At 65.3% G+C, this 20,559-nt stretch carries 16 protein-coding genes; 14 read left to right on the top strand and 2 right to left on the bottom strand.

The window, feature by feature from the left end:
- Positions 1 to 17 precede the first annotated feature (17 nt).
- From KVP10_RS08100 to KVP10_RS08040, 13 genes are all read left to right on the top strand, one after another.
- Entirely contained in the window at positions 18 to 1,016 is a 999-nt protein-coding gene (locus KVP10_RS08100) for a Bug family tripartite tricarboxylate transporter substrate binding protein (RefSeq protein ID WP_246600485.1), read from the top strand.
- A 4-nt stretch (positions 1,017 to 1,020) separates the two neighbouring features.
- Positions 1,021 to 3,321, top strand: a complete 2,301-nt coding sequence (locus tag KVP10_RS08095) for a molybdopterin guanine dinucleotide-containing S/N-oxide reductase (RefSeq protein ID WP_217964051.1) — start codon at positions 1,021 to 1,023, stop codon at positions 3,319 to 3,321.
- A gap of 118 nt (positions 3,322 to 3,439) precedes the next feature.
- Entirely contained in the window at positions 3,440 to 4,237 is a 798-nt protein-coding gene (locus tag KVP10_RS08090) for a GntR family transcriptional regulator (RefSeq protein WP_217964050.1), read from the top strand.
- 83 nt (positions 4,238 to 4,320) lie between these two features.
- Entirely contained in the window at positions 4,321 to 5,103 is a 783-nt protein-coding gene (locus KVP10_RS08085) for an ABC transporter permease (RefSeq protein ID WP_246600484.1), read from the top strand.
- Between the two features lie 51 nt (positions 5,104 to 5,154).
- Entirely contained in the window at positions 5,155 to 5,973 is an 819-nt protein-coding gene (locus tag KVP10_RS08080) for an ABC transporter ATP-binding protein (protein WP_217964049.1), read from the top strand.
- A 93-nt stretch (positions 5,974 to 6,066) separates the two neighbouring features.
- A complete protein-coding gene (locus tag KVP10_RS08075; RefSeq protein ID WP_217964048.1) occupies positions 6,067 to 7,062 on the top strand; it encodes an ABC transporter substrate-binding protein in 996 nt (331 codons plus the stop codon).
- Positions 7,059 to 8,708 carry a GMC family oxidoreductase gene (locus KVP10_RS08070; RefSeq protein ID WP_217964047.1) on the top strand — a complete coding sequence of 550 codons (1,650 nt, stop codon included), beginning with the start codon at positions 7,059 to 7,061 and terminating at the stop codon, positions 8,706 to 8,708. The genes KVP10_RS08075 and KVP10_RS08070 overlap by 4 nt, the downstream gene beginning before the upstream one ends.
- Before the next feature lie 100 nt (positions 8,709 to 8,808).
- Complete coding sequence (locus KVP10_RS08065; protein WP_217964046.1) at positions 8,809 to 9,960, top strand: mandelate racemase/muconate lactonizing enzyme family protein; 1,152 nt, start codon at positions 8,809 to 8,811, stop codon at positions 9,958 to 9,960.
- A 473-nt stretch (positions 9,961 to 10,433) separates the two neighbouring features.
- Positions 10,434 to 11,081 carry a DUF2946 family protein gene (locus KVP10_RS08060; protein WP_217964045.1) on the top strand — a complete coding sequence of 216 codons (648 nt, stop codon included), beginning with the start codon at positions 10,434 to 10,436 and terminating at the stop codon, positions 11,079 to 11,081.
- Between the two features lie 125 nt (positions 11,082 to 11,206).
- Positions 11,207 to 11,806 (top strand): NUDIX hydrolase, encoded by a 600-nt coding sequence (locus KVP10_RS08055; protein ID WP_217964044.1) that lies wholly within the window; start codon positions 11,207 to 11,209, stop codon positions 11,804 to 11,806.
- Between the two features lie 174 nt (positions 11,807 to 11,980).
- A complete protein-coding gene (gene aat / locus KVP10_RS08050) occupies positions 11,981 to 12,748 on the top strand; it encodes a leucyl/phenylalanyl-tRNA--protein transferase (protein ID WP_217964043.1) in 768 nt (255 codons plus the stop codon).
- 76 nt (positions 12,749 to 12,824) lie between these two features.
- Positions 12,825 to 13,562 (top strand): arginyltransferase, encoded by a 738-nt coding sequence (locus tag KVP10_RS08045; RefSeq protein ID WP_217964042.1) that lies wholly within the window; start codon positions 12,825 to 12,827, stop codon positions 13,560 to 13,562.
- Positions 13,563 to 13,610: 48 nt separating this feature from the next.
- Positions 13,611 to 14,648, top strand: coding sequence for a quinone-dependent dihydroorotate dehydrogenase (locus tag KVP10_RS08040; protein WP_217964041.1), 1,038 nt, complete (start codon positions 13,611 to 13,613; stop codon positions 14,646 to 14,648).
- Positions 14,649 to 14,694: 46 nt separating this feature from the next.
- Here KVP10_RS08040 and KVP10_RS08035 read toward each other — a convergent pair whose 3' ends face one another.
- A complete protein-coding gene (locus KVP10_RS08035) occupies positions 14,695 to 17,793 on the bottom strand; it encodes an autotransporter family protein (RefSeq protein WP_217964040.1) in 3,099 nt (1,032 codons plus the stop codon).
- A gap of 365 nt (positions 17,794 to 18,158) precedes the next feature.
- On the bottom strand, positions 18,159 to 18,734 hold the full coding sequence (locus KVP10_RS08030; RefSeq protein ID WP_217964039.1) for a phasin family protein: 576 nt from the start codon (positions 18,732 to 18,734) through the stop codon (positions 18,159 to 18,161).
- A gap of 692 nt (positions 18,735 to 19,426) precedes the next feature.
- On the opposite strand from KVP10_RS08030, the gene KVP10_RS08025 reads away from it, so the two are divergent.
- Positions 19,427 to 20,410, top strand: coding sequence for a tripartite tricarboxylate transporter substrate binding protein BugD (locus tag KVP10_RS08025; RefSeq protein WP_217964038.1), 984 nt, complete (start codon positions 19,427 to 19,429; stop codon positions 20,408 to 20,410).
- The last annotated feature ends 149 nt before the right edge of the window (positions 20,411 to 20,559 follow it).

Genomic DNA, 20,559 nt, shown 5'->3' with positions numbered 1-20,559 from the left:
ACATCAAGGAGACTTTCATGAATACCAATCCGTTCGTCGCAAGACGCGCGGGCATGGTTGCGCTCGCCTGCACCCTGCTCGCCTACGCAACCATCCCGCTCGGCGCCCAGGCAGCAGGCTATCCCGATCCCGGCAGGCCGGTCCGCATCGTGGTCGGTTTTCCGCCCGGCGGCGGCGCGGACCTGCTGGCTCGCGTCATCGCACCGCCGCTCAGCCAGAAGCTGCACGACAATGTCATCATCGAGAACCGGCCGGGCGCCGGCGGCCTGCTGGCGACGGAATACGTCGCCAAGGGCCAGGCGGACGGCTATACGCTATACATCGCCACGCCGGGCTCGTTCACGATCTGGCCGAACCTGAAGAAGCTGAACTACGATCCCGCCAAGGACTTCGCGCCCATCAGCAATCTCGTGACGATGCCGAACTTGCTGGTGACCTCGCCCAAGGCTCCATACAAGAACGTGAAGGAACTGATCGCGGCGGCCAAGGCGCCCGGCGCGCACATCAACTACGCTTCGGGCGGCGTGGCGACGATCGGCCAGATCGCCGCCGAACAGTTCAAGCTGATGGCCGGCATCCAGATGACGCATGTGCCGTACAAGGGCACGACGCCCGCCATCAACGACGTGATGGCCGGGCTGGTGCCGCTGACCTTCTCCGACCCTTCCGCCAAAACCTTCGTCGACGCGGGCCGGCTGAAGCTGCTGGCCGTGACCACGATAAAAAGATCGAAGCTGTTTCCCGACACGCCGACCATGTCCGAGGCGGGCGTCCCGGGCTATGATCTGATGAACTGGTACGGGATGGTGGCGCCGGCCGCCACGCCGCCGGAAGCGATCAAGAAATTGAACGCGGCGTTGGTCGAAGTCATGGCCGAACCCGATGTACAGAAGAAGCTCTCGGCCGGCGGCATGGAAGCCACTTCGACTACGCCCGCGGCTTTCGGCCAGTTGATGGCCCGCGAGCGTGCCAAGTGGGACGCGCTCGCGAAGAAAACCGGAATGAAGGCGGAATAAGTCCATGAAAGAAGGGCCGCACAGCGCGCATTGGGGAACGTTCTTCGCCCGTTTCGACGGCGCGGCCATCTCTGTGCGGCCTCATCCGGCGGACCCCGCCCCCAGCCCCCTGCTCTATAACCTCACCAACGCGATTCGCCACAACGTCCGCGTGCCCACGCCGATGGTGCGCCGGGGCTGGCTGGAACACGGCCCCGGGCCCGACGACCGGCGCGGCAACGACGAATACGTTCCGGTTTCCTGGGACCGGGCGATCGGCCTGGTCGCCAGAGAAATCGGCCGCGTGCGCGACCTCCACGGCCCGCAAGCCATTTTCGGCGGCTCTTACGGCTGGTCCAGCGCGGGCCGCTTCCATCATGCGCAGAGCCAGGTCCATCGTTTCCTGAACGCCACGCTGGGCGGATACGTCCGATCCGTCAACAACTACAGCGCCGGCGCCGCCATGGTCATCATGCCGCACGTGCTGGGCCGCCTGGACGACGTGGCGCGCCGCAACGTGACCTGGGACCAGATCGTCGGCCACACCGAAGTGGTGCTGGCGTTCGGCGGCATGGCGGTGCGCAACACGCAAATCGCCAGCGGCGGCATCAGCCAGCACACCGAACGCGAGGCGATGCGCAAGGCGGCCGAGCGCGGCTGCCGGTTCTTCTGCATCAGCCCCTTGCGGCCGGACCTGCCCGAAGAGGCGCGCGCGACCTGGCTGCATCCGCGGCCCGGCACCGACACCGCACTGATGCTCGCGATAATGCATGTGCTCGTGGCCGAGGATCTGCACGACCGCGCGTTCCTGGACCGCTATTGCTCGGGCTGGGACGAATTCGAAGACTATCTGCTGGGGCGCCGCGACGGCCAGCCCAAGAACCCCGCATGGGCCTCAGGCATCACCGGTATCGCCGCGGCAACAATCATCGACCTGGCGCATCTGCTGCACGGCAAGCGATCGCTGGTGGTCGTGTCGCACTCGCTGCAACGTTCCGAACACGGCGAACAGCCGGTGTGGATGGGCGTCGTGCTCGCTTGCGTGCTGGGCCAGCTGGGGCTGCCGGGCGGCGGCTACAACTACGCACTCGGCACGCTGGCGCACTACGGCAAGCGCGACGTGGCCGTGCCGATCTCGGCCCTGCCCCAAGGCAGCAACAAGATCGACGCTTTCATCCCCTGCGCCCGCATCTCGGACATGCTGCTGAACCCCGGCGGCGAGTTCGACTACAACGGCAGGCGCTACCGCTATCCGCACGCGCGGCTGGCGTATTGGGCGGGCGGCAATCCCTTCCATCATCACCAGGACCTGCGGCGGTTGCGCGAGGCATTCCGACGGCTCGACACGCTGATCGTGCACGAGATCGCCTGGACCGCGACAGCCCGGCATGCAGACATCGTCCTGCCTTGCACCATGACACTGGAACGCGAGGACATCGGCGGCACCTCCACGGACTCGCTGATGATCGCCATGCACCGCATTGCCCCACCCTATGCCGAAGCCCGCGACGACTACGACATCTTCGCGGACATCGCGGAAAAACTCGGCGGGCGCGCCGCCTTTACCGAGGGCCGCAGCAGCCGGCAATGGCTGGCCCATCTGTACGAGCCGACCCGGGCGGCACTGGAAAAGCGCGGGGATTTCGCGCCGGACTTCGACACGTTCTGGGAACTCGGGGAATTGCGCCTGCCTCTGGGCGAGGACAACGGCGGCATGCTGCGCGCATTCCGCGCCGATCCGGCCTCGCACCCCTTGCCCACGCCCAGCGGCAAGGTCCAGATCACCTCGCCGGCGATCGCCTCGTTCGGCTATGCCGATTGCCCGGGGTATCCCGCCTGGCTGGAATCCACGGACCCGCCGACCCGCGCATACCCCTTGTACTTGGTGGCGAACCAGCCCGCGACGCGCCTGCACAGCCAGCTCGACTTCGGCCGGACCAGCATACAAAGCAAGCGCGGGAATCGCGAAGTCTGCCGCATCCATCCGGCCGACGCGCAGGCGCGCGGCATCGCCGACGGCGACATCGTTCGGCTGTATAGCGCACGCGGCGCCTGCCTGGCCTCCGCCCGCATCACGGACGAGGTCATGGCCGGCGTGGTCCAACTGCCCACGGGCGCCTGGTACGACCCGGACGACGCCGCCTCGGACAACCCGATGTGCATCCACGGCAACCCCAACACCGTCACCCGCGATATCGGCACATCCTCGCTGGCGCAGGGCTGCTCGGGCCAACTGACCGCCATCCAGGTCGAACGCTACGACGGCCCGCTGCCCGAAGTCCGCGCCCACCAGCCGCCACGCATCGCCACCGGCGACGGCGCATAAAGCAAGGCCGGGGCAGGTCTCTAGCCCCGGCCATATCTTCACCCGTTGCACTCGGTATGCGTAAAAACGCGCATAAAAAGGCCTTGCTTTTTTATATTGTGCTTATTAGCATGACTTTATGAAGAAAGTGCCGGAAACCCTGCACCGCAATCGCATGCCGCTGTACTTGCAAATGGCAAAACTGATGCGGCAGAAAATCGAGAGCCAGGAATGGCGCTATGGCGAGCAGATTCCGACGCTCGACGAACTGGAAAAGGAATACCAGGTCTCGCGCATCACCTTGCGCGGGGCGCTGGATTATCTGGAAGAATTCGGCATCATCCGCCGCACGCGCGGGCGCGGCACTTTCGTGGCCAAGGATCTTTCCGAAGAACGCTGGTTCAAGCTGGCCAATACGCTGGACGAGCTGGTCGAGAAAGTCGCCGACCTGAACGTGCGGTTGCTGTTGATCGAACAGGCCGAAAAGCCGCCTATCCCCGCCTTCCCGTTCGGCGAAGTGGGCACGGCCTATCGGCACCTGAAACGTGTGCACTATCACAAGGAGGTCCCGTACTGCGTGATCGATCTCTACCTGGACAAGGTGATATTCGATTCCGACCCGCAGGCCTTCAGCACGGCTCCGGTGGTGTCGCAACTGGCGCGCCGCAAGGATGTCCGGATCGCGGGTGCCAAGCAAGTCACGCGCGTGGCGGTGGCCGATGAGGAAACCGCCGGGCACTTGCGCATCGGGGTGGGCGAGCCCATAGCCGACGTCTGCCGCACCTTCGTGGACGAGAACGATCACATCATCTACTACGCGCACATCCAGTACCCGACGCAAATGATCCAGATCGAGACCGATCTGATGCAAGGGGCGCCGGCCCGGCGCAAAAAAACCGGCGCAAAGCGCGCGGATGGCCGCGAGCGCAATAAATAAACAACAAACGCATATTAAACAAACGCAAGCACCCGCATACATAATAAATAGACGGCAAACGCCTACACACATGGAGACAGGCATTGGCAAGCAAATCTCGCGGCGGTCCCCTCAACCGCATCTTCTGGGTCGTATTCCCGTTCGTATGCCTGATCATTTTCTGGTGGCTGCTGCGCGTTTCCGGCCTGATGAATCCGGGGCTGCTGCCCTCGCCCCTTGAAGTCCTGCAGACATTCTGGAACCGCCTGACGCAGGCCGGGCTGCTGCTGGACATGGCGATGTCCTTGCAGCGGGTCCTGGCCGGCCTGCTGCTGGGCATGGTCGCGGCGGTGCCCATCGGCTTCCTGATCGGCTGGTACCGGCCGGTGCGCCGCTTCGTCGATCCGCTGATCAATTTCTTCCGCGCGCTGCCGCCGATCGCGCTGATCCCGCTGGTAATCGTGTACCTGGGCATCGGCGAGCTGGCCAAGATCGTGATCCTGTTCTACGCGTCGTTCTTCGCCGCGGTGATTGTCATGTACGAAGGCATGATGCAGATCAGCCCGGTATACATCCGGGTGGCACGCACCCTGGGCGCCACCGACTTCGAGATATTCCTGAAGGTGATGGTGCCGATGACGGTGCCGCACATGCTGACGGCGCTGCGCGTTGCGCTGGGCGTGGGCTGGGCCACCTTGGTGGCAGCCGAACTGGTGGCCGCGCAGCGCGGCCTGGGCGCCATGATCCAGAACGCGTCGGCATTTTTCGACCTGCGCACGATCTACCTGGGCATTATCTGCATCGGCGCGCTGGCGCTGCTGATGGATGTGGCTCTACGCAAGATCTCCGAGCGGCTGGTCAGTTGGCAGGACAAGGCCGATAGCTGACCGGATGCGCACCCGCCCATGACGCAAGAGCCGACGAATCAAGGAACCCGAATGCAGGAAGCCAAGGAACGCATACGTTTCGACAATGTATCAATGCAATACCAGACGCCCACAGGCCCGCTGGAGGTCGTGAGGCAAATGTCGTTCTCGGTGAACCAGGGCGACTTCATTTCCCTGGTCGGCCCCTCGGGCTGCGGCAAGACCACGCTGCTGAACATGGCGGCAGGCTTCATCCGGCCCACCAGCGGCGCGGTGCTGCTGGACGGCAAGCCCATACAGGGGCCGGGGCCCGACCGCGGCGTGATGTTCCAGGAATACGGCGTGTTTCCCTGGCTGACGGTCGAACAGAACATCGCCTTCGGCCTGAACCTGAAAGCCGGCGGCAGGCGCAGCGCGCACGAAAAGAAAGAAATCGTCGACCGCTACCTGGAACTGATGGGGCTGGCGAGCTTTCGCAAAGCCTATCCGAAGATGCTGTCGGGCGGCATGCGCCAGCGCCTGGCGCTGGCGCGCACCTATGCCGTGCACCCCGAATTCGTGCTGATGGACGAGCCTTTCGGCGCGCTGGACGCGCAGACGCGCAGCGCCATGCACGACCTGCTGCTCGAAGTGCTGCACGCCGAGGGCAAGACGGTGCTGTTGATCACCCATTCGGTGGAAGAAGCCGTGTACCTCTCCAACAAGGTCCTGGTCATTTCCGCCCGGCCGTCCCGCATCCAGGAAGTGGTCGACATCCCCTTTCCCTATCCGCGCCAGCACACGCTGCAGGACACCGCGGAATTCAATGCGCTGCGTTCCCGCATACACCACCAGGTCATGAAGGAATACGCCGCGCAGGAAGCCCAGGCATCGACAGGAAACACGAATTGACCCCGGTGCGGCTTGCCGGGGCCTACCCACGCAGCAAGCAGTAGGCAGCACCCAGCGCATATCCACGACACACACGACAATGGAGACACTCTCATGAAGCGACGCACATTCATCAGCCTGGCGGCCACCGGCGCCGCCGCCATGGCCCTGCCCGGCATCGCCCTGGCCAAGGCCGACAAGCTCAAGGTGGGCTATCTGCATACGCTGGCGGTGGACGGCCAGATGTGGCTGGCGGAATCGCAGGGGCTGTGGAAACAGCAGAACATCGAGCCGGAATTCGTGCAGTTCCAGACCGGCCTGGAATTGTTCCAGGCCATGAGCGGCGGCAGCATCGACGTGCTCAGCACGGGCGCGGTGATGTCGAATTTCCCGGCACGCGGCCAGGGCAAGGTGTTCCTGATCAACGACATCGAGTTCGCCACCGCGCAGTTGTGGGTCCACCCCGACATGGGCGTGAAGACCTGGGCCGACCTGAAGGGCAAGAAAATCTCGACCACGGCGGGCACCACGGCCCACGTGTTCCTGGACACGGCCCTGAAGGCCCACGGCATAGATCCCAAGAAAGACATACAGATCGTCAACCAGCGCATGCCCGACGCGGTCACGGCCTTTATTTCCAAGGCGGTGCCGGCAGTGGCCCTGTGGGTGCCGTTCAATATTCCCGTCAAGAACAAGTCGCCCGGCGCCAAGATGCTGGGAGACGCTTCGGCCTACTATCCCAAGGCGGCGATCGTCGACGGCTGGGCCGCGCGCAACGACTTCTACGACAAGCGCAAGGACGTGCTCGAGCGCATCATCCGCGCCTGGGTCGGCGCCAACGACTACTTCGTGGCCAACCCCGACAAGGCCCTGGCCGAGCTGCAGTCCAAGCGCTACCCGAACGTGCCGCTGCCCGACCTGAAAGAACAGTTCCATGCGCAGAAGATGTTCACGTCCAAGGAATGGGCCAAGCGCTATGCCGACGGCACCGTCACCAAATGGCTGCAGCAGGTCACCGATTTCTTCGTCGACTTCGCGCATATATCTAATTCGGTGCCGGCCTCGCAGTACTTCGATCCGAAAATCTACTTGAAGGTGGTCCCGGCATGACGCAGCAAGAAGGGAGCGCATCCTCCGCGGCAGGCGCGGCGGGGGTCGCCCCCGCCTACGACTACATCATCGTCGGGGCCGGCTCGGCCGGCTGCGTGCTGGCCAACCGGCTGTCGGCCGACCCCGCCGTGCGAGTGCTGCTGGTCGAGGCGGGAGGCGACGACCGCAATTTCTGGCTGCACCTGCCGGTGGGTTATTTCAAGACCATCTACGACACGCGCTTCTCGCGCCTGTTCGACACCGAACCCTGCGAAGGCTCGGCGGGACGCAATATCGTCTGGCCGCGCGGGTGCGTGATAGGCGGGTCGAGCTCCATCAACGGCCTGATCTACATTCGCGGCCAGCACCGGGACTATGACGACTGGGCGCGGATGGGCGCGACCGGCTGGGACTACCAGTCGGTGCTGCCCTTCTTCCGGCGCTCGGAACACTACGAAGGCGGCGACAGCGAATACCATGGCGGCCATGGCGAGCTGGGCGTCTCGAACCTGAAGAACGACCACCCCTATTGCGCGGCCTGGGTCGAAGCCGGCCAGCAATTCGGCCTGCCCTACAACCCCGACTTCAATGGCGCCAGCGAATACGGAGTGGGCGCCTACCAGTTGTCGATGTTCAATGGCTGGCGCTCCAGCACCGCAGCGTGTTTCCTGAAACCCGTGCGCAGCCGCCCCAATCTTACGGTGCTGACGCGCGCGCATTTGCGGCGCGTACTGTTCGAAGGCACGACCGCCATCGGCGTCGAATGGGGCCAGGACGGCAGGCTGGCGCAGGCTCGCGCCGAACGTGAAGTGATACTGTCGGCAGGCACCATACAGTCGCCGCAAATCCTGCAGCTCTCGGGCATAGGGCCGGCGCAACTGCTGCGCAGCCACGGCATTCCGGTGCTGCTGGACGCACCCGAGGTGGGCGAGAACCTGAAGGACCACTACCAGGCGCGCACCATAGTACGCCTGAAGAAAAAGCTGTCGCTGAACAACGACGTGCGCAACCCCTACAAACTCGCGGCCATGGGCCTGGAATGGCTGTTCCGGCGTTCCGGGCCGCTGACCGTGGGCGCCGGCCAGGTGGGCGGCTTCGCCTGCACGCCGTATGCGGTCGACGGACGCGCCGACATGCAATTCAATGTCATGCCGCTGTCGGTCGACAAGCCCGGCACGCCGCTGCATCCCTACCCCGGCTTCACGGCTTCGGCCTGCCAGTGCCGCCCGTCCTCGCGCGGCCGGCTGCAAATCCAGTCTGCCGACCCGCTGCAGGCGCCCCGCATCGAAAGCCGCTACCTGAGCGAGGAACTCGACCGCAACACCTTGGCCGCGGGCGTGGAAATGCTGCGCGAAATCTACAGCCAGCCGGCCTTCAGGGACCTGATCGATACCGAGGTCTTGCCTGGGGCGCAGCGGCGCACGCGGCAAGACGTGCTGGATTTCGCCCGCGAGGCGGGCGGCACCGTATTCCATCCGGTAGGCACCTGCCGCATGGGCTCGGACGACACGGCAGTCGTGGACCCGGCGCTGAAGGTGCGCGGAATACAGCGGCTGCGCGTGATAGACGCCTCGGTCATGCCGGAGATCATCTCGGCCAACACCAATGCGGCGTCCATCATGATCGGCGAGAAAGGCGCCGACCTGGTGCTGCGCCAGCCGTTCTGAACAGGCACGCATGGGCCGCCCGCGTGCAACTGCGACAATGGCGGCGGCAATTCCCGAATACCCGGCGCCTCTCGGCCCCAAGAGGCAAGGACCCGACACCATGCATCGACTTCCAGACACCCCGCCCCTACACCCAGCCAAAGTGCAGGCTTTCGTATACCGCGCGCCCATCGAGAATCCGGTGCAGACATCGTTCGGCATCATGCATGACCGCCCCGCGGTGCTGGTGCGGGTGGAAGATCGCGACGGCGCCTACGGCTGGGGCGAGATCTGGTGCAATTTTCCGGGGGTCGGCGCCGAACACCGTGCGCGCATGCTCGAATCCTGCGTGGCGCCCATCCTGCAGGAAAGGCAATGGGCGCATCCCGCCCAGGCCTTCGAGACCTTGAGCCGCCGGCTGGAGGTGCTGGCCATACAGGCCGGCGAGCCCGGCACGGTGGCGCAGATCATCGCCGGAGCCGACATGGCGCTGTGGGACCTGGCCGCGCGCCGGCTGGGCCAGCCGCTGTGGCGGCTGTTCGGCGGCACGCCGCGCATCGTCACCTACGCCTCGGGGCTCAGCCCCACCGACCCGCAGCGCCTGGCCGCGGCCAAGCATGCCGAAGGCTACCGCGCCTTCAAGCTCAAGGTCGGCTTCGGCGAAGAACGCGACACGGCCAATCTGCGCGCGCTGCGCGAGCAGTTCGGGCCGGACACGGTATTGATGACCGACGCCAACCAGGCCTGGGACGAGCAGACCGCGGCGCACATGAGCCGCAGGCTGGCCGAATACGGGCCCATCTGGCTGGAAGAACCCTTGCGGGCCGACTCCAGCCCCGAACAATGGCGGCGGCTGGCCCTGGCCAGCCCGCTGCCGCTGGCCGCCGGGGAAAACCTGCGCGGCGATGCGCAGTTCGACGAGGCGATAGACAGCGGATCGTTCGCGGTGATCCAGCCCGATCCGGGCAAATGGGGCGGATTCAGCGGCTGCCTACCTGTGGCGCGCCGCGTCATTGCCGGGCAGCGAATGTTCTGCCCGCACTGGCTGGGCGGCGGCGTCGGCCTGGTGGCGGCCATGCATCTCAAGGCGGGCGTCGGCCACCCCGGCTATGTGGAAGTCGATTCCAATCCGAATCCGCTGCGCGACCTGTTTGCCGGCCCTCTGCTGCGGCCGGACGAAGGCACAGTCACGCTGCCCGACGAGGCAGGCCTGGGAATCGAACCGGATCTGGCGGCCGCCCGCGAATTCCTGGTGCCGCACGGCTACCGCTGAGGGCTGCGGCCACCGCGCTCCGGCCTCGGGCGCCCGACGCGGCCGAGGCCGGCCGCATGACGGTTTGCAGGGCCATGAAGGTTTGCAGGCTCAGGAACGCCACGTCGGGGTCCACCACGATGGTGGGTTTGGATGATTCGTGGCCGCCGCCGCAGCCTGCCAGGCAGACGCACAGGCACAGGGCCATGGCAATCGCTCTCACATCGTGCTCCCGATGCAGGGGGTGGCGTACCGGCGGCCACCACCCGCCAGGTTTTGTTGGCGTGCGGACGGATGCATACAGGTACTACACTACGCCACGGACCGCCGGAATCCGGTTACCCGGGTGCTACAAGTGTGACGGCATGTCGCCCGGGGCCTCGGCCTGCCCTTACACTGTCGGCTATCGCCATCAACTGATACGTACGCGTGCGTCGCGGCGACCCCGGCCCGCCGCCCTATAGTCAAATCGTCAAACCACAACGCGGGATGGAATGGACGCAAATGTGATCGCCGCCATGGCACGCTGGCCCGACGTGCCCGATGTCTACGGCTGGCTGTCGCTGTCGGAGCGCGGGCAATGGCGCCTGCATCCGGGCGGCGATGCGCTGCTCGACCCTCATGGCGCAGGCGAAGAAATCTCCAGCCCCCAGATCCTGCAGTTCATCGGCCGCAACTACGGCGTGGACGAATGGGGCCGCTGGTATTTCCAGAATGGGCCGCAGCGCGTCTATGTCCGGCTGGACGCGGCGCCCTATATCCTGGATACCGCCGGAACCGGCCACGAACTGCGCACCCACACCGGCCTGGCCGCCGGGTCCGTGCTGGCCTGGTGGCTGGACAATACCGGCCGCTTGTACGCCCGCTGCCGCCGGGGGCCGGGCCTGGTCGCGGGGCGCGACCTCATGGACGTGATGGACGGCCTGTGCACCGAAGACGGCCAGCCCCTGCTGCAGGCGCTGGAACAGGACGAGCCTTGCGCGCAGCCCCTGCGGGTGCGGGTTGCGCGCGAAGACAGTGCGGCGGCCGGCGGCACGGGCCGCCGCGGCGGCGCATCCCCGACCCGCATTGTTGCGCTACATCGCTGCGCCGCCTCGGACATACCGGCGGCATTGGGCTTTCAACGCCTGCCCCAGCCCTGATGGGGATTCGCGGGAAAAAGAGAGCCGGGCGCGCGCCTGCGCGCCGCACTGCAGGGCGGACGGCCAGCCCAAGCCGGCGCCAGAAACTTGCTTACAAAGGATCGCGGCTTGAGTAGAATCGAGGCATGACCGCACACGCCTCGACCTTTTATTTTCCTTCCCCGCGCACCGAGAAATTCTGCAGCCAGTGCGGCAAGGCGCTCACGCGCATGGTGCCTCCCGGCGACAGCCACGAACGCGACGTATGCGAAAACTGCGGCGCAGTGCACTACCAGAACCCGCGCAACGTGGTGGGCGCACTGCCGGTCTGGGAAGGCAAGATCCTGCTGTGCCTGCGCGCCATCGAGCCGCGCTACAACACCTGGACCCTGCCGGCGGGCTTCATGGAACTGGGCGAAACCACCGGCCAGGGCGCGCATCGCGAAACCATCGAAGAAGCGGGCGTCAATATAGAGCTCGGGCCGCTGTATACGGTCATCGACGTGCCGCACGCCGAACAGGTGCACTTCTTCTACCTGGCCAAGGTGCTCGACCCGGCCCTCGCCCCGGGCGAAGAAACCCTCGAGGCGCGCTATTTCGCGCCCAATGAAATTCCCTGGGAAAACTTGTCCTTCCGCACCGTGATCACCACGCTGGAACACTATCTGCGCGATCTCGAAACGGGCAATTTCCCCATACACCACTACAGCATTCCCATTCCGCCGCCCAAGCAGCGGCCGGCCTAGGGCGCCGCCACACGGCGGCGCGGCTTGCCGCGCCACGGCACGGATACGGGTGCCGCGTCCCTGCCCGAACCTCTACGCCACCGAATCGCCGGATCGCCAATCAGCCCGCAAGCAATACCCTCCACCCCCGCAATCGAAAAACCGGCAAAGCGACTCCCGGCTCGCCACGACATCATGCACAACCCCATCTGGCTCGATCCCGCGACCCCGCTGCCCGACCCGCGGCTGGGCGTCCATGGCGAGTTGCTGGCCGCGGGCGGGGACCTGTCGCTGGCGCGGCTGCGCGAGGCCTATTCCAAGGGCCTGTTTCCCTGGTTCAACGAAGGCGAGCCGGTGCTGTGGTGGAGCCTGGATCCGCGCATGCTGCTAGCCTGCGCGCAGTTCTCGCCTTCGCACTCGCTGCGCAAGAAGCTGCGCCGCCTGGCGCGCGAGGAAGCCGATGCCGCAGCGCCGCTGCAGATCCGCATGAACACCGCGTTCGCAGCGGTCATGGAAGGCTGCGCCACGGCGCGCGGCAGAGAGAACGGCACCTGGATTTCCCCGGCCTTGCGGGCGGCGTACCTGGAATGGCACCGCGCGGGAGAAGCGCACAGCGTCGAAACTTGGCAGGACGGCGAACTGGTCGGCGGCCTGTATGGGATAGGACAGGGACGCCTGTTCTGCGGCGAGTCCATGTTCAGCCGCGCCAGCGACGCGTCCAAGCTGGCGCTGGCGTATCTGGTGGGCTTTCTGCGGCGCCACGGCGTGCAGTGGATAGATTGCCAGCAACAGACCTCTCACCTTGCCAGCCTGGGCGCCCGGCCCGTGCCGCGCCGGCGCTACCTGGACATCCTGGACGAAGCCCGGCGCCAGCCGGCTCCCCCTTGGGGCCATGGCCGGCTGCTACAGTCGGGGCTGCTGCTGCCGGAGCCGCCAGGTGGGCGGGTTCCGGGGCCCGCTTGATCCTTGGCGGCCAAAACCGCCATAATGGACTTGCGCGACGCGCGGCATACGGCCGCGCGGCATCCGGCAAGACGCCATGAGCCACCCGACCGAGCTTAGCTTCAAGACCCTGCAGTTTTACGCTACGGCCCCCTATCCGTGCAGTTATCTGCCCGGCCGGGAAGCGCGCTCGCAGGTGGCCGCGCCATCGCACCTGATCGACAACGCCACCTATTCCAGGCTGGTCGAGCAGGGCTTCCGGCGCAGCGGGCTGTTTACTTACCGCCCGCATTGCGATGCCTGCCGCGCCTGTATCTCGATCCGCGTCGACGCCCAGCGCTACGCCCCCAACCGCACCCAGCGCAAGATCTGGAAGCGCCACAGCGCGCAGTTGCACGCCCGCGTCATGCCGCTGCGCTGGGAAAGCGAGCACTTCGCCTTGTACCAGCGCTACCAGGCCGGCCGCCACCCCGGCGCCGGCATGGACGAAGACAGCCAGTCGCAATACACCCAATTCCTGCTGACCAGCCGGGTCGACTCCAGGCTGGTGGAATTCCGCGATCACGGCGGGCAATTGTTGATGGTGTCGATGATAGACGTGCTCGAAAGCGGCCTGTCCTCGGTCTACACCTTCTTCGACCCGGACGCCGCCGGCAGCCTGGGCACCTACGGCATACTGTGGCAGATCGAACAATGCCGGCTGCTCGACCTGCCCTGGCTGTACCTGGGTTACTGGATACGCGAAAGCCGTAAAATGGCGTACAAGTCGCAATTCAAGCCCTTCCAGGTGCTCGGCCCCACCGGCTGGAGCGACGCGTCCAGCCTCGAAGACTGAGGCCGCGGCGCCCATGCCGCGCTGACCATCACTACGCTACTCGTCCCTATGTCCCTATTGTTCAAGACCTACGCCCTGGCTCGTCCGGCGCTGTTTTCCCTGGACGCCGAAACCGCCCACGAGCTCACCCTGGAATCGCTGCGCAAGGCCCAGGCCTGCGGCTGGACCCGCAGCCTGCTGCATTCGCAGCCGCAGCGGCCGAGCACACTGATGGGGCTGAGCCTGCGCAACCCGGTCGGGCTGGCGGCGGGGCTGGACAAGAACGGCGCCTATATCGACGCCCTGGGCAACCTGGGCTTCGGCTTCGTCGAGGTAGGCACGGTAACCCCGCGCGCACAACCCGGCAATCCCAAGCCGCGCATGTTCCGCCTGCCACAGGCCCAGGCCCTGATCAACCGGCTGGGCTTCAACAACAAAGGCCTGGAAGCCTTCATCGACAACGTGCGGCGCAGCCAGTGGCGGGCCCAGGGCGGCATATTGGGGCTGAACATAGGCAAGAACGCCGACACGCCCATCGAGCGGGCCGTGGACGACTACTTGCTGGGCCTGGAAGGCGTGTATCCGCATGCCGACTACATCACGGTCAACATTTCCTCGCCCAATACCCGCAACCTGCGGGCGCTGCAGGGCCAGGACGAACTGGCGGGGCTGCTCGGGCCGCTGCGCGACCGGCGCCGCGAACTGGCCGACCGGCATGGGCATGACGTGCCCCTGGCGGTGAAGATCGCGCCCGACCTCGACGACACGCAGATCGACGTGATCGCCGACACGCTGCCGCGCTATGGCGTGGACGGCGTGATCGCCACCAACACCACCCTGTCGCGCGAGGCGGTCCAGGGCCTGCCCCATGCGCAGGAAGGCGGCGGCCTGTCCGGGCCGCCGGTGCATGCCCTGTCGCTGCGGGTCATCGAGCGCTTGCGCCAGCGGCTGGGCGGCAGCATGGCCATCATCGGCGTGGGCGGCATCGTCTCGGGCGCGCAAGCCCGCGAGAAAATCGCCGCCGGGGCGGACGCTGTGCAGATCTATACCGGACTGATCTATCGCGGCCCGGCGCTGATCGAGGAATGCGTGCGGGCCCTGGCCTGAGCAAGGCCCCCGCCCGGGCGCCGGCAGGGGGCCCGCCGTGGCGGCATTACCAGCGATAGCGCAATCCCGCAGTTCCCCTGACGCTATAGTTGTTGCCGCTGCCGCCGGACAGGGCCGTCGCGTAGTCGGCCTCGGCGTACAGGCTCCATTTTTTATTCAGGACATACGTTGCGCCCGCGCCGACTTCGCCCCACAGCCGCTGGTTGCGCTGGTCGAGCGTGGTGCCCGAGACCTCGACGCTGGTGCCGTTCAGGAATTCATATTCCAGGTTGGCGATGCCATAGAGTTGCAGATCGCGGGCCGCCGACTCCGACTGCTTTTCCACCCGCACGCCGATCCGGCCCTGGAGGCTGTCTCCCTTGCCCAGCGAGATCTTGTTGCCCGAGTTGTCGGTGTAGCTGTCGAAGTCCACATGGGTCCAGGCCAACTGGGTTTGCGGCACGAGCGCCCAGCCCGAGCCCAGGCCGAAACGCTTGCCCAGTTCCAGGCTGGCGGCCCCCGACCATCCTTGATTGCCCGTGCCGCTCTTGTTGCTGAGATCGCTGTCATACCAGGTGAATTGGCCGACGGCATCGGCGTACAGGCCATTCTTGCCCAGCCAGGTGGCGTTCAGGCCCAGGCCGGTACCGGTGGAGGTTATCTTGCCGCCGGGGCGCGCCGCGCCGGTCACCGGATCGTGCGTCACATCGATATGCGCGCTCGACGTGCCGGCGATCGCATAGGCGCCCATGGTCAGCTCGCCGCTGGGCCGGCGGGCCGCCACGCCCTCGTAGCCGGCTTGCAGGAAGCCAATGCCTTGCGTGTAAGGCGAACCCGACTTCGGATCATAGGAGGAATACTGCCCCGCTACCCGGCCCCAGGTTCCCCGGCCGTCGACCGTACCGCCAGTCCAGACGCGATTGCCGGTACGCTGCTGCAGCGTGCCCAGCGTAGCCTGCGCGAAGTTCGACAGCACGTCGGCATACGGTAGTGCCGTTTGCGCAGCGGGGCTCAGGGCCGGACCGCTCGGTGTCACGATACTGCGCAGATACCAGCTCTGATCGCTCTTGGCTAGATTCTGGTAATTCAGGTTGTAGTCGTACGCGCCGACCGAGACCGCCGAACCGAGCTTGAAGGCGCCGGGGCTGGTGGTGGCCCCGTTGATGGCATCGACCAGCACGATGCCGTCGCCCGTAGTCGCGGCGCCGGCGCCATTGGTGTTCTTCACCAGCAGCGTGGTAGTGCCGGTAGCCGAGCCGCCGTCTATGATCAGCTTGTTGGAGGGCGAGTTGTCCGCGCCCAGCTTGGTGTTGAGGATGATCGTGCCGTTGTTGCCGACATAATTCCTGGCGGTCAGCGTCGAATATCCCGCCGCATTGTCGGGGTCGGCCGGCGCGGCGAAAGCGATCGTGCCGGCATTGGACAGATCAGTCGCAACCGAACTGGCCGTGACATTCCAGCGGCTGCTGGCATCGATCGTCATCGAAACCGGGTCCACCATGCCGGTGAGCACCGTGCCGCTGTTGAGATACACGTCGCCGCTGGACGCGGCATCCGAGACAATATTGCCGTTCAGGGTTTCGCCCGTGGCGGTGAAGGTGGCCGTAGCGCCGTTGCTCAGGTTCAGCAGATTGCCCGAAGCGGGCACGATCGGCGCGGTGCCGCTGACATCGATGCCGGCACTGGCGCCGTTCACGACGAAGGCATCTCCCTGGCTGGCCAGGGCGCCGCCCGCCATCGTGACCGTATTCGTCTTGCCGCTCTGGTTCGCATCCGTGATCGACACGCCGCTGCCGGCGGCATGCACGGCCACCCCGTTCAGGCCGACACTTGTTCCGCCGTCCAGCGAGACGCCGTTCGCGCCGGCGCCGGTGGTGGTGACCGAGCCGCCCGTCATGGTAATGGCGGCCGGCGCCACACTGGCCGTGGACAGCGACGGATTCAACGCATCGCCCAGCGTCGCACGCAGGCCATCGGCATTGGCGCCGGAGGTGCTGATCGACGCGTCCGCAATGGCGATCGTGCCGCCCAGGTTGGCATAGGCGCCGTAGGCCCCGGCGCCCGAGGTCTGGATGCTGGCCGGCCCCTGGGCGCCCGCCGCATCGACCGTTACAGCGCCGGCTCCGCCCTTGGCGACTCCGGCGCTGTTGTCGGTGGCCTCGATGCCCATCGAGTCGACACCGCTGGTCGTGATCAAACCGCCGTGGACGGCAATATCGCTGGTCGTATCGGCCATGACCCCGGCGCCATAGATACCGCTGGCATAAACCCCGCCGTAGCTGGAGGCGTCGCCGTCCATGGCGATGGACACATTGGTCAGCGTGGTGCTGCCGCGAACCGTATTGGCGGCAACCCAGCTCGTCCCGAGAACGTTGACGGGCGCAGTGCCTCTACCGTTTATGGCCGTATCGCTGATCGAAAGCATGGTCGCAGGCCCGCTCGTGCCCGAAGCCAGGTTGTAAACGTTGGCCTGGTTCAGGGTAGAGTTGGTGATCGTCATCCGGGCTTGGTTTTCGACCGCCACAATACCCCCCGTGGTAGCCGCGCCGGTCGTTACGTTGTTGGCGACTATCGAAGCACCGGCGCCGGTAGCGGTCAGATAGCGGCCCGTATTGCCGGACACGTACCCATTCTGGTTACGGGTGATGGTCACGTCATCCAGATTGACGGTCGTGGCCGAGCCGTTGGTGGAATATGCCGTGACCCCATTGCCCAGCGCATTGGGACCCGAAGTTTGCCCGATGTTGACCTGGGCGCCCTGATCGAGGGTGATCGATCCGCCGTTATAGGCATATACGGCCGGACTCCGGCCATTACCCGACACGATTGCATTGTCGCCCAGGGTGGCCGAGCCGCCATGCATGAAAATCTGCCCACCGGCCGTCGCCATCAAAGCGTTGGTATGGCCTGCGACGCCCGTCGCCTGAGTGTCCGTCAGGTTTATCACGCCCGTGCCGCTTGCCTTGATCGCCGCCGTTCCCGCAACGGTGTCGTCGTAGGAGTACCCGGACTCGGTCACGGTGCCGCTCGTCACGGTCTCGTTCACGAATTGCCCATACGCGCTGGAGCAAGCCACAAGAGCAAACCCCAGGGCCAAATAGCCGATGGATTGCAATGGGGCATCGCGAACGCAGCCCAGCATCAAGACGGGATTAGTGTTCTTCATTATTACCTCGTGTGTGTGCAAGGCGGTCAAGCCTTTTCTCAGGATTCAAAAAAGCGCCGGGAACTCTATCCCGGCACATGCACCACGAGGAACATAAGAACAGTCAATTTGCAGTCATTGCACAGTCACCGCAAAAATTGGCATCGCATGCGCGAAGTGCGCCCTGCGCGGCAGGGCCGCAAGAGGCGAACGGAAGAAGGGATGCGCCGAAATACCGGCATCCGCGGAAACGCTGCTCACGCAGAGCACGCAATAAAAAAAGCCTCGAAGGCATATGCCTTCGAGGCTCAGGGGGGAGACAACTCAAATCACGGGAACATCGCAGCCTCGGTCTCGCAGGCTGCGAGCGGAACTGCCTAGACCGTTCAGGCGGCGCTGCGGCGCGCGCGGGGGGCCTTGGTCGCTTCGGCGGCGTCGGCGGCAGCCTTGAACGTGGCGTTCGTGGCGGCGGCGATGTTCGATTCGGCGGCAGCAGCGGCTTGCTTGGCGGCCTTGTTGACCGATTCGTAGGCGCTGTTGGCGGTAGCCAGCGAGGACTTCAGGAGCGCCACGGCGCTTTCCGAGCCGGTGGGAGCATTCTTCGAGAACTGCTCGATGGCTTCGGACACTTGTTGTTGGCCTTGGGCGATCTGGTCTTCGGTCAGCTTGGACAGGTCGGCTTGCACGCCCGAGACGATGTCATACACGTGCTTGCTGTAGGCCAGCGCCTTTTCGGCGTTGGGCTGCACCAGGCCCGAGGTGAAAGCCAGGGCTTCCTGGACGTCCTTCACTTCGATGGCTTGCTGCGACTTCTCGGCGACGTCGTCCAGCGTGGCCTTGATGACCTTCAGGTTCAGGTCGACGAGCTTTTCGAAGCCGCCGAAAAACGTGCCTTGCACGGCCAGGAACTTGTCGAGGGAGGCTTTTTGGTTGGCCAGGACTTGTTGGGGGATAGCGCTCATGATTATTCCTTCACGAAATGCCGGCTGGGCCGGCGCAATAATTGAACAAAGGGTTCAAGCTTAAAAAGTTGAGAAGGCCAAGCAAATCACCGGTTGTTTGTGAAAACCTGCCTTGCTGCACTGCACAATTGAAATTCTACCGGACTGGAGAGCGAAGTCAAGAAATTTTTGTTGCGACGCAACAAAAACGGTAAGTAACTGCTGCAAAACGACAATTCGGCACTGCAGGCGCCAAGAAGCCGGGCATCGACGGGCCCCCTGGCGAGGCGCCTCTTCCAGCCGCCTGAAGGATGCTCCCGCTTCCAGGGATACGCCTTTCTACCTGGGAAGACGACGCGCGCCAGCGGAACAGCTCCCCAGTTCATGGCCGAGTGGCGCAAAGTCATGGCCGCATGGCGCAAAGGGCCGCAACCCTTACTCCGTACCAATGACGCAGGCGCCTTGCCCAGCCCCCCCGGGGAAACTCCGTAGGGGTAATCCTGCACGACATGCAAGCCATTTTCCCCTAGAATTCTGTCAGCTTTATGACAGGAAAAATACAGCTGATTGACAGTTTTCTTCCAATCCGCTTGCAGCCTGCCCGAGGCTTTGCCGCCAGGGCTCCGGCCATCCGCAGGGGCCCTCAAGGCACGCAGGCGGCCCGGCAAAGACGCAAGCGCCACGACCATCATAAAAACACTTCCGGAGCACGAATGAAGCACCAAACCTCGAAACTTTCCTCCCTGCTGCTCGGCGGCGTGCTGGCCTGCGCCATGGGCGCCGCGGCGGCTGCCGACTACCCCAGCCACGCCATCAATATGGTCGTGCCTTTCGCGGCCGGCGGCCCCACCGACAACGTGGCGCGCTCGCTGGCCGAGGCCATGCGCCCGACGCTGGGCCAGCCGATACTGGTCGAGAACAAGGGCGGCGCCGGCGGCACCATAGGCACCTCGCAGGTGGCGCGCGCCCACCCCGACGGCTACAACATCCTGCTCATGCACATAGGCTTCTCGACCGCGCCCTCGCTATACAAGAAGCCCGGCTACGACGCGCTTGCCGGCTTCCAGCCCATAGGCCTGGTGGTCGACGTGCCCATGACCATCGTCGCCCGTTCCGATTTCCCGGCCAATAATCTCAAAGAACTGGTGGAATACATCAAGGCCCATAAAGACCAGGTGTCGCTGGCCAACGCCGGCATCGGCGCCGCCAGCCATTTGTGCGGCACCATGTTCACCAAGGCCCTGGGCGTGAAACTGCTGACGGTGCCCTACAAGGGCACGGGGCCGGCCATGAACGACCTGCTGGGCAAGCAGGTAGACCTGCTGTGCGACCAGACCACCAATACCACGCAGCAGATCCAGGCCGGCAAGGTCAAGGCCTATGCGGTCACCAGCAAGCAACGGGTGGCCACCCTGCCCGACCTGCCCACCATGCAGGAATCCGGCTATCCCGGTTTCGAGGTCGGCATCTGGCACGGCATGTGGGCGCCCAAGGGCACGCCCAAGGCGGTCACCGACAAGCTGATCGCCGCGTTGCAGGCCGGGCTGGCCGATCCGGCCTTCCAGAAGCGCATGGCCGGCCTGGGGGCGCAGGTGCTGGTGGCCCAGGCCAATCCTCAGGCGCTGCAGCAAAAGGTCGAGCAACAAGTGCCGCAATGGGCCGAGCTCTTCAAGCAGGCGGGCATCGCGCCGCAATGACGCTTCGATGATTTTGAAAGCGCGCCGCAAGGGCGCGTGCAGGACGGGGGCGGCATGCTCGCGGCACGCGCGGCGCGCGCCGGCCCCGCGATAAACCCAGGCCAGGGAAACACCAAAGAAGCCCGGCGGAACCGCCGAAGCCTGGGCGC

The organism is Candidimonas humi (genome assembly GCF_019166065.1).
Lineage (GTDB): Bacteria > Pseudomonadota > Gammaproteobacteria > Burkholderiales > Burkholderiaceae_B > Candidimonas > Candidimonas humi.
The sequence above is the reverse complement of the archived record's forward strand: the minus strand, read 5'-3'. Positions and strand labels throughout refer to the sequence as shown.

Excerpts from the sequence above, each read along its gene's own strand:
- KVP10_RS08025 (WP_217964038.1), top strand. The coding sequence starts at position 19,427 with ATGAAGCACCAAACCTCGAAACTTTCCTCCCTGCTGCTCGGCGGCGTG.
- KVP10_RS08100 (WP_246600485.1), top strand. The coding sequence starts at position 18 with ATGAATACCAATCCGTTCGTCGCAAGACGCGCGGGCATGGTTGCGCTC.
- KVP10_RS08040 (WP_217964041.1), top strand. The coding sequence starts at position 13,611 with ATGTCCCTATTGTTCAAGACCTACGCCCTGGCTCGTCCGGCGCTGTTT.
- KVP10_RS08060 (WP_217964045.1), top strand. The coding sequence starts at position 10,434 with ATGGACGCAAATGTGATCGCCGCCATGGCACGCTGGCCCGACGTGCCC.
- KVP10_RS08035 (WP_217964040.1), bottom strand. The coding sequence starts at position 17,793 with ATGAAGAACACTAATCCCGTCTTGATGCTGGGCTGCGTTCGCGATGCC.
- aat (WP_217964043.1), top strand. The coding sequence starts at position 11,981 with ATGCACAACCCCATCTGGCTCGATCCCGCGACCCCGCTGCCCGACCCG.
- KVP10_RS08045 (WP_217964042.1), top strand. The coding sequence starts at position 12,825 with ATGAGCCACCCGACCGAGCTTAGCTTCAAGACCCTGCAGTTTTACGCT.
- KVP10_RS08075 (WP_217964048.1), top strand. The coding sequence starts at position 6,067 with ATGAAGCGACGCACATTCATCAGCCTGGCGGCCACCGGCGCCGCCGCC.
- KVP10_RS08080 (WP_217964049.1), top strand. The coding sequence starts at position 5,155 with ATGCAGGAAGCCAAGGAACGCATACGTTTCGACAATGTATCAATGCAA.
- KVP10_RS08030 (WP_217964039.1), bottom strand. The coding sequence starts at position 18,734 with ATGAGCGCTATCCCCCAACAAGTCCTGGCCAACCAAAAAGCCTCCCTC.
- KVP10_RS08095 (WP_217964051.1), top strand. The coding sequence starts at position 1,021 with ATGAAAGAAGGGCCGCACAGCGCGCATTGGGGAACGTTCTTCGCCCGT.
- KVP10_RS08090 (WP_217964050.1), top strand. The coding sequence starts at position 3,440 with ATGAAGAAAGTGCCGGAAACCCTGCACCGCAATCGCATGCCGCTGTAC.
- KVP10_RS08065 (WP_217964046.1), top strand. The coding sequence starts at position 8,809 with ATGCATCGACTTCCAGACACCCCGCCCCTACACCCAGCCAAAGTGCAG.
- KVP10_RS08055 (WP_217964044.1), top strand. The coding sequence starts at position 11,207 with ATGACCGCACACGCCTCGACCTTTTATTTTCCTTCCCCGCGCACCGAG.
- KVP10_RS08070 (WP_217964047.1), top strand. The coding sequence starts at position 7,059 with ATGACGCAGCAAGAAGGGAGCGCATCCTCCGCGGCAGGCGCGGCGGGG.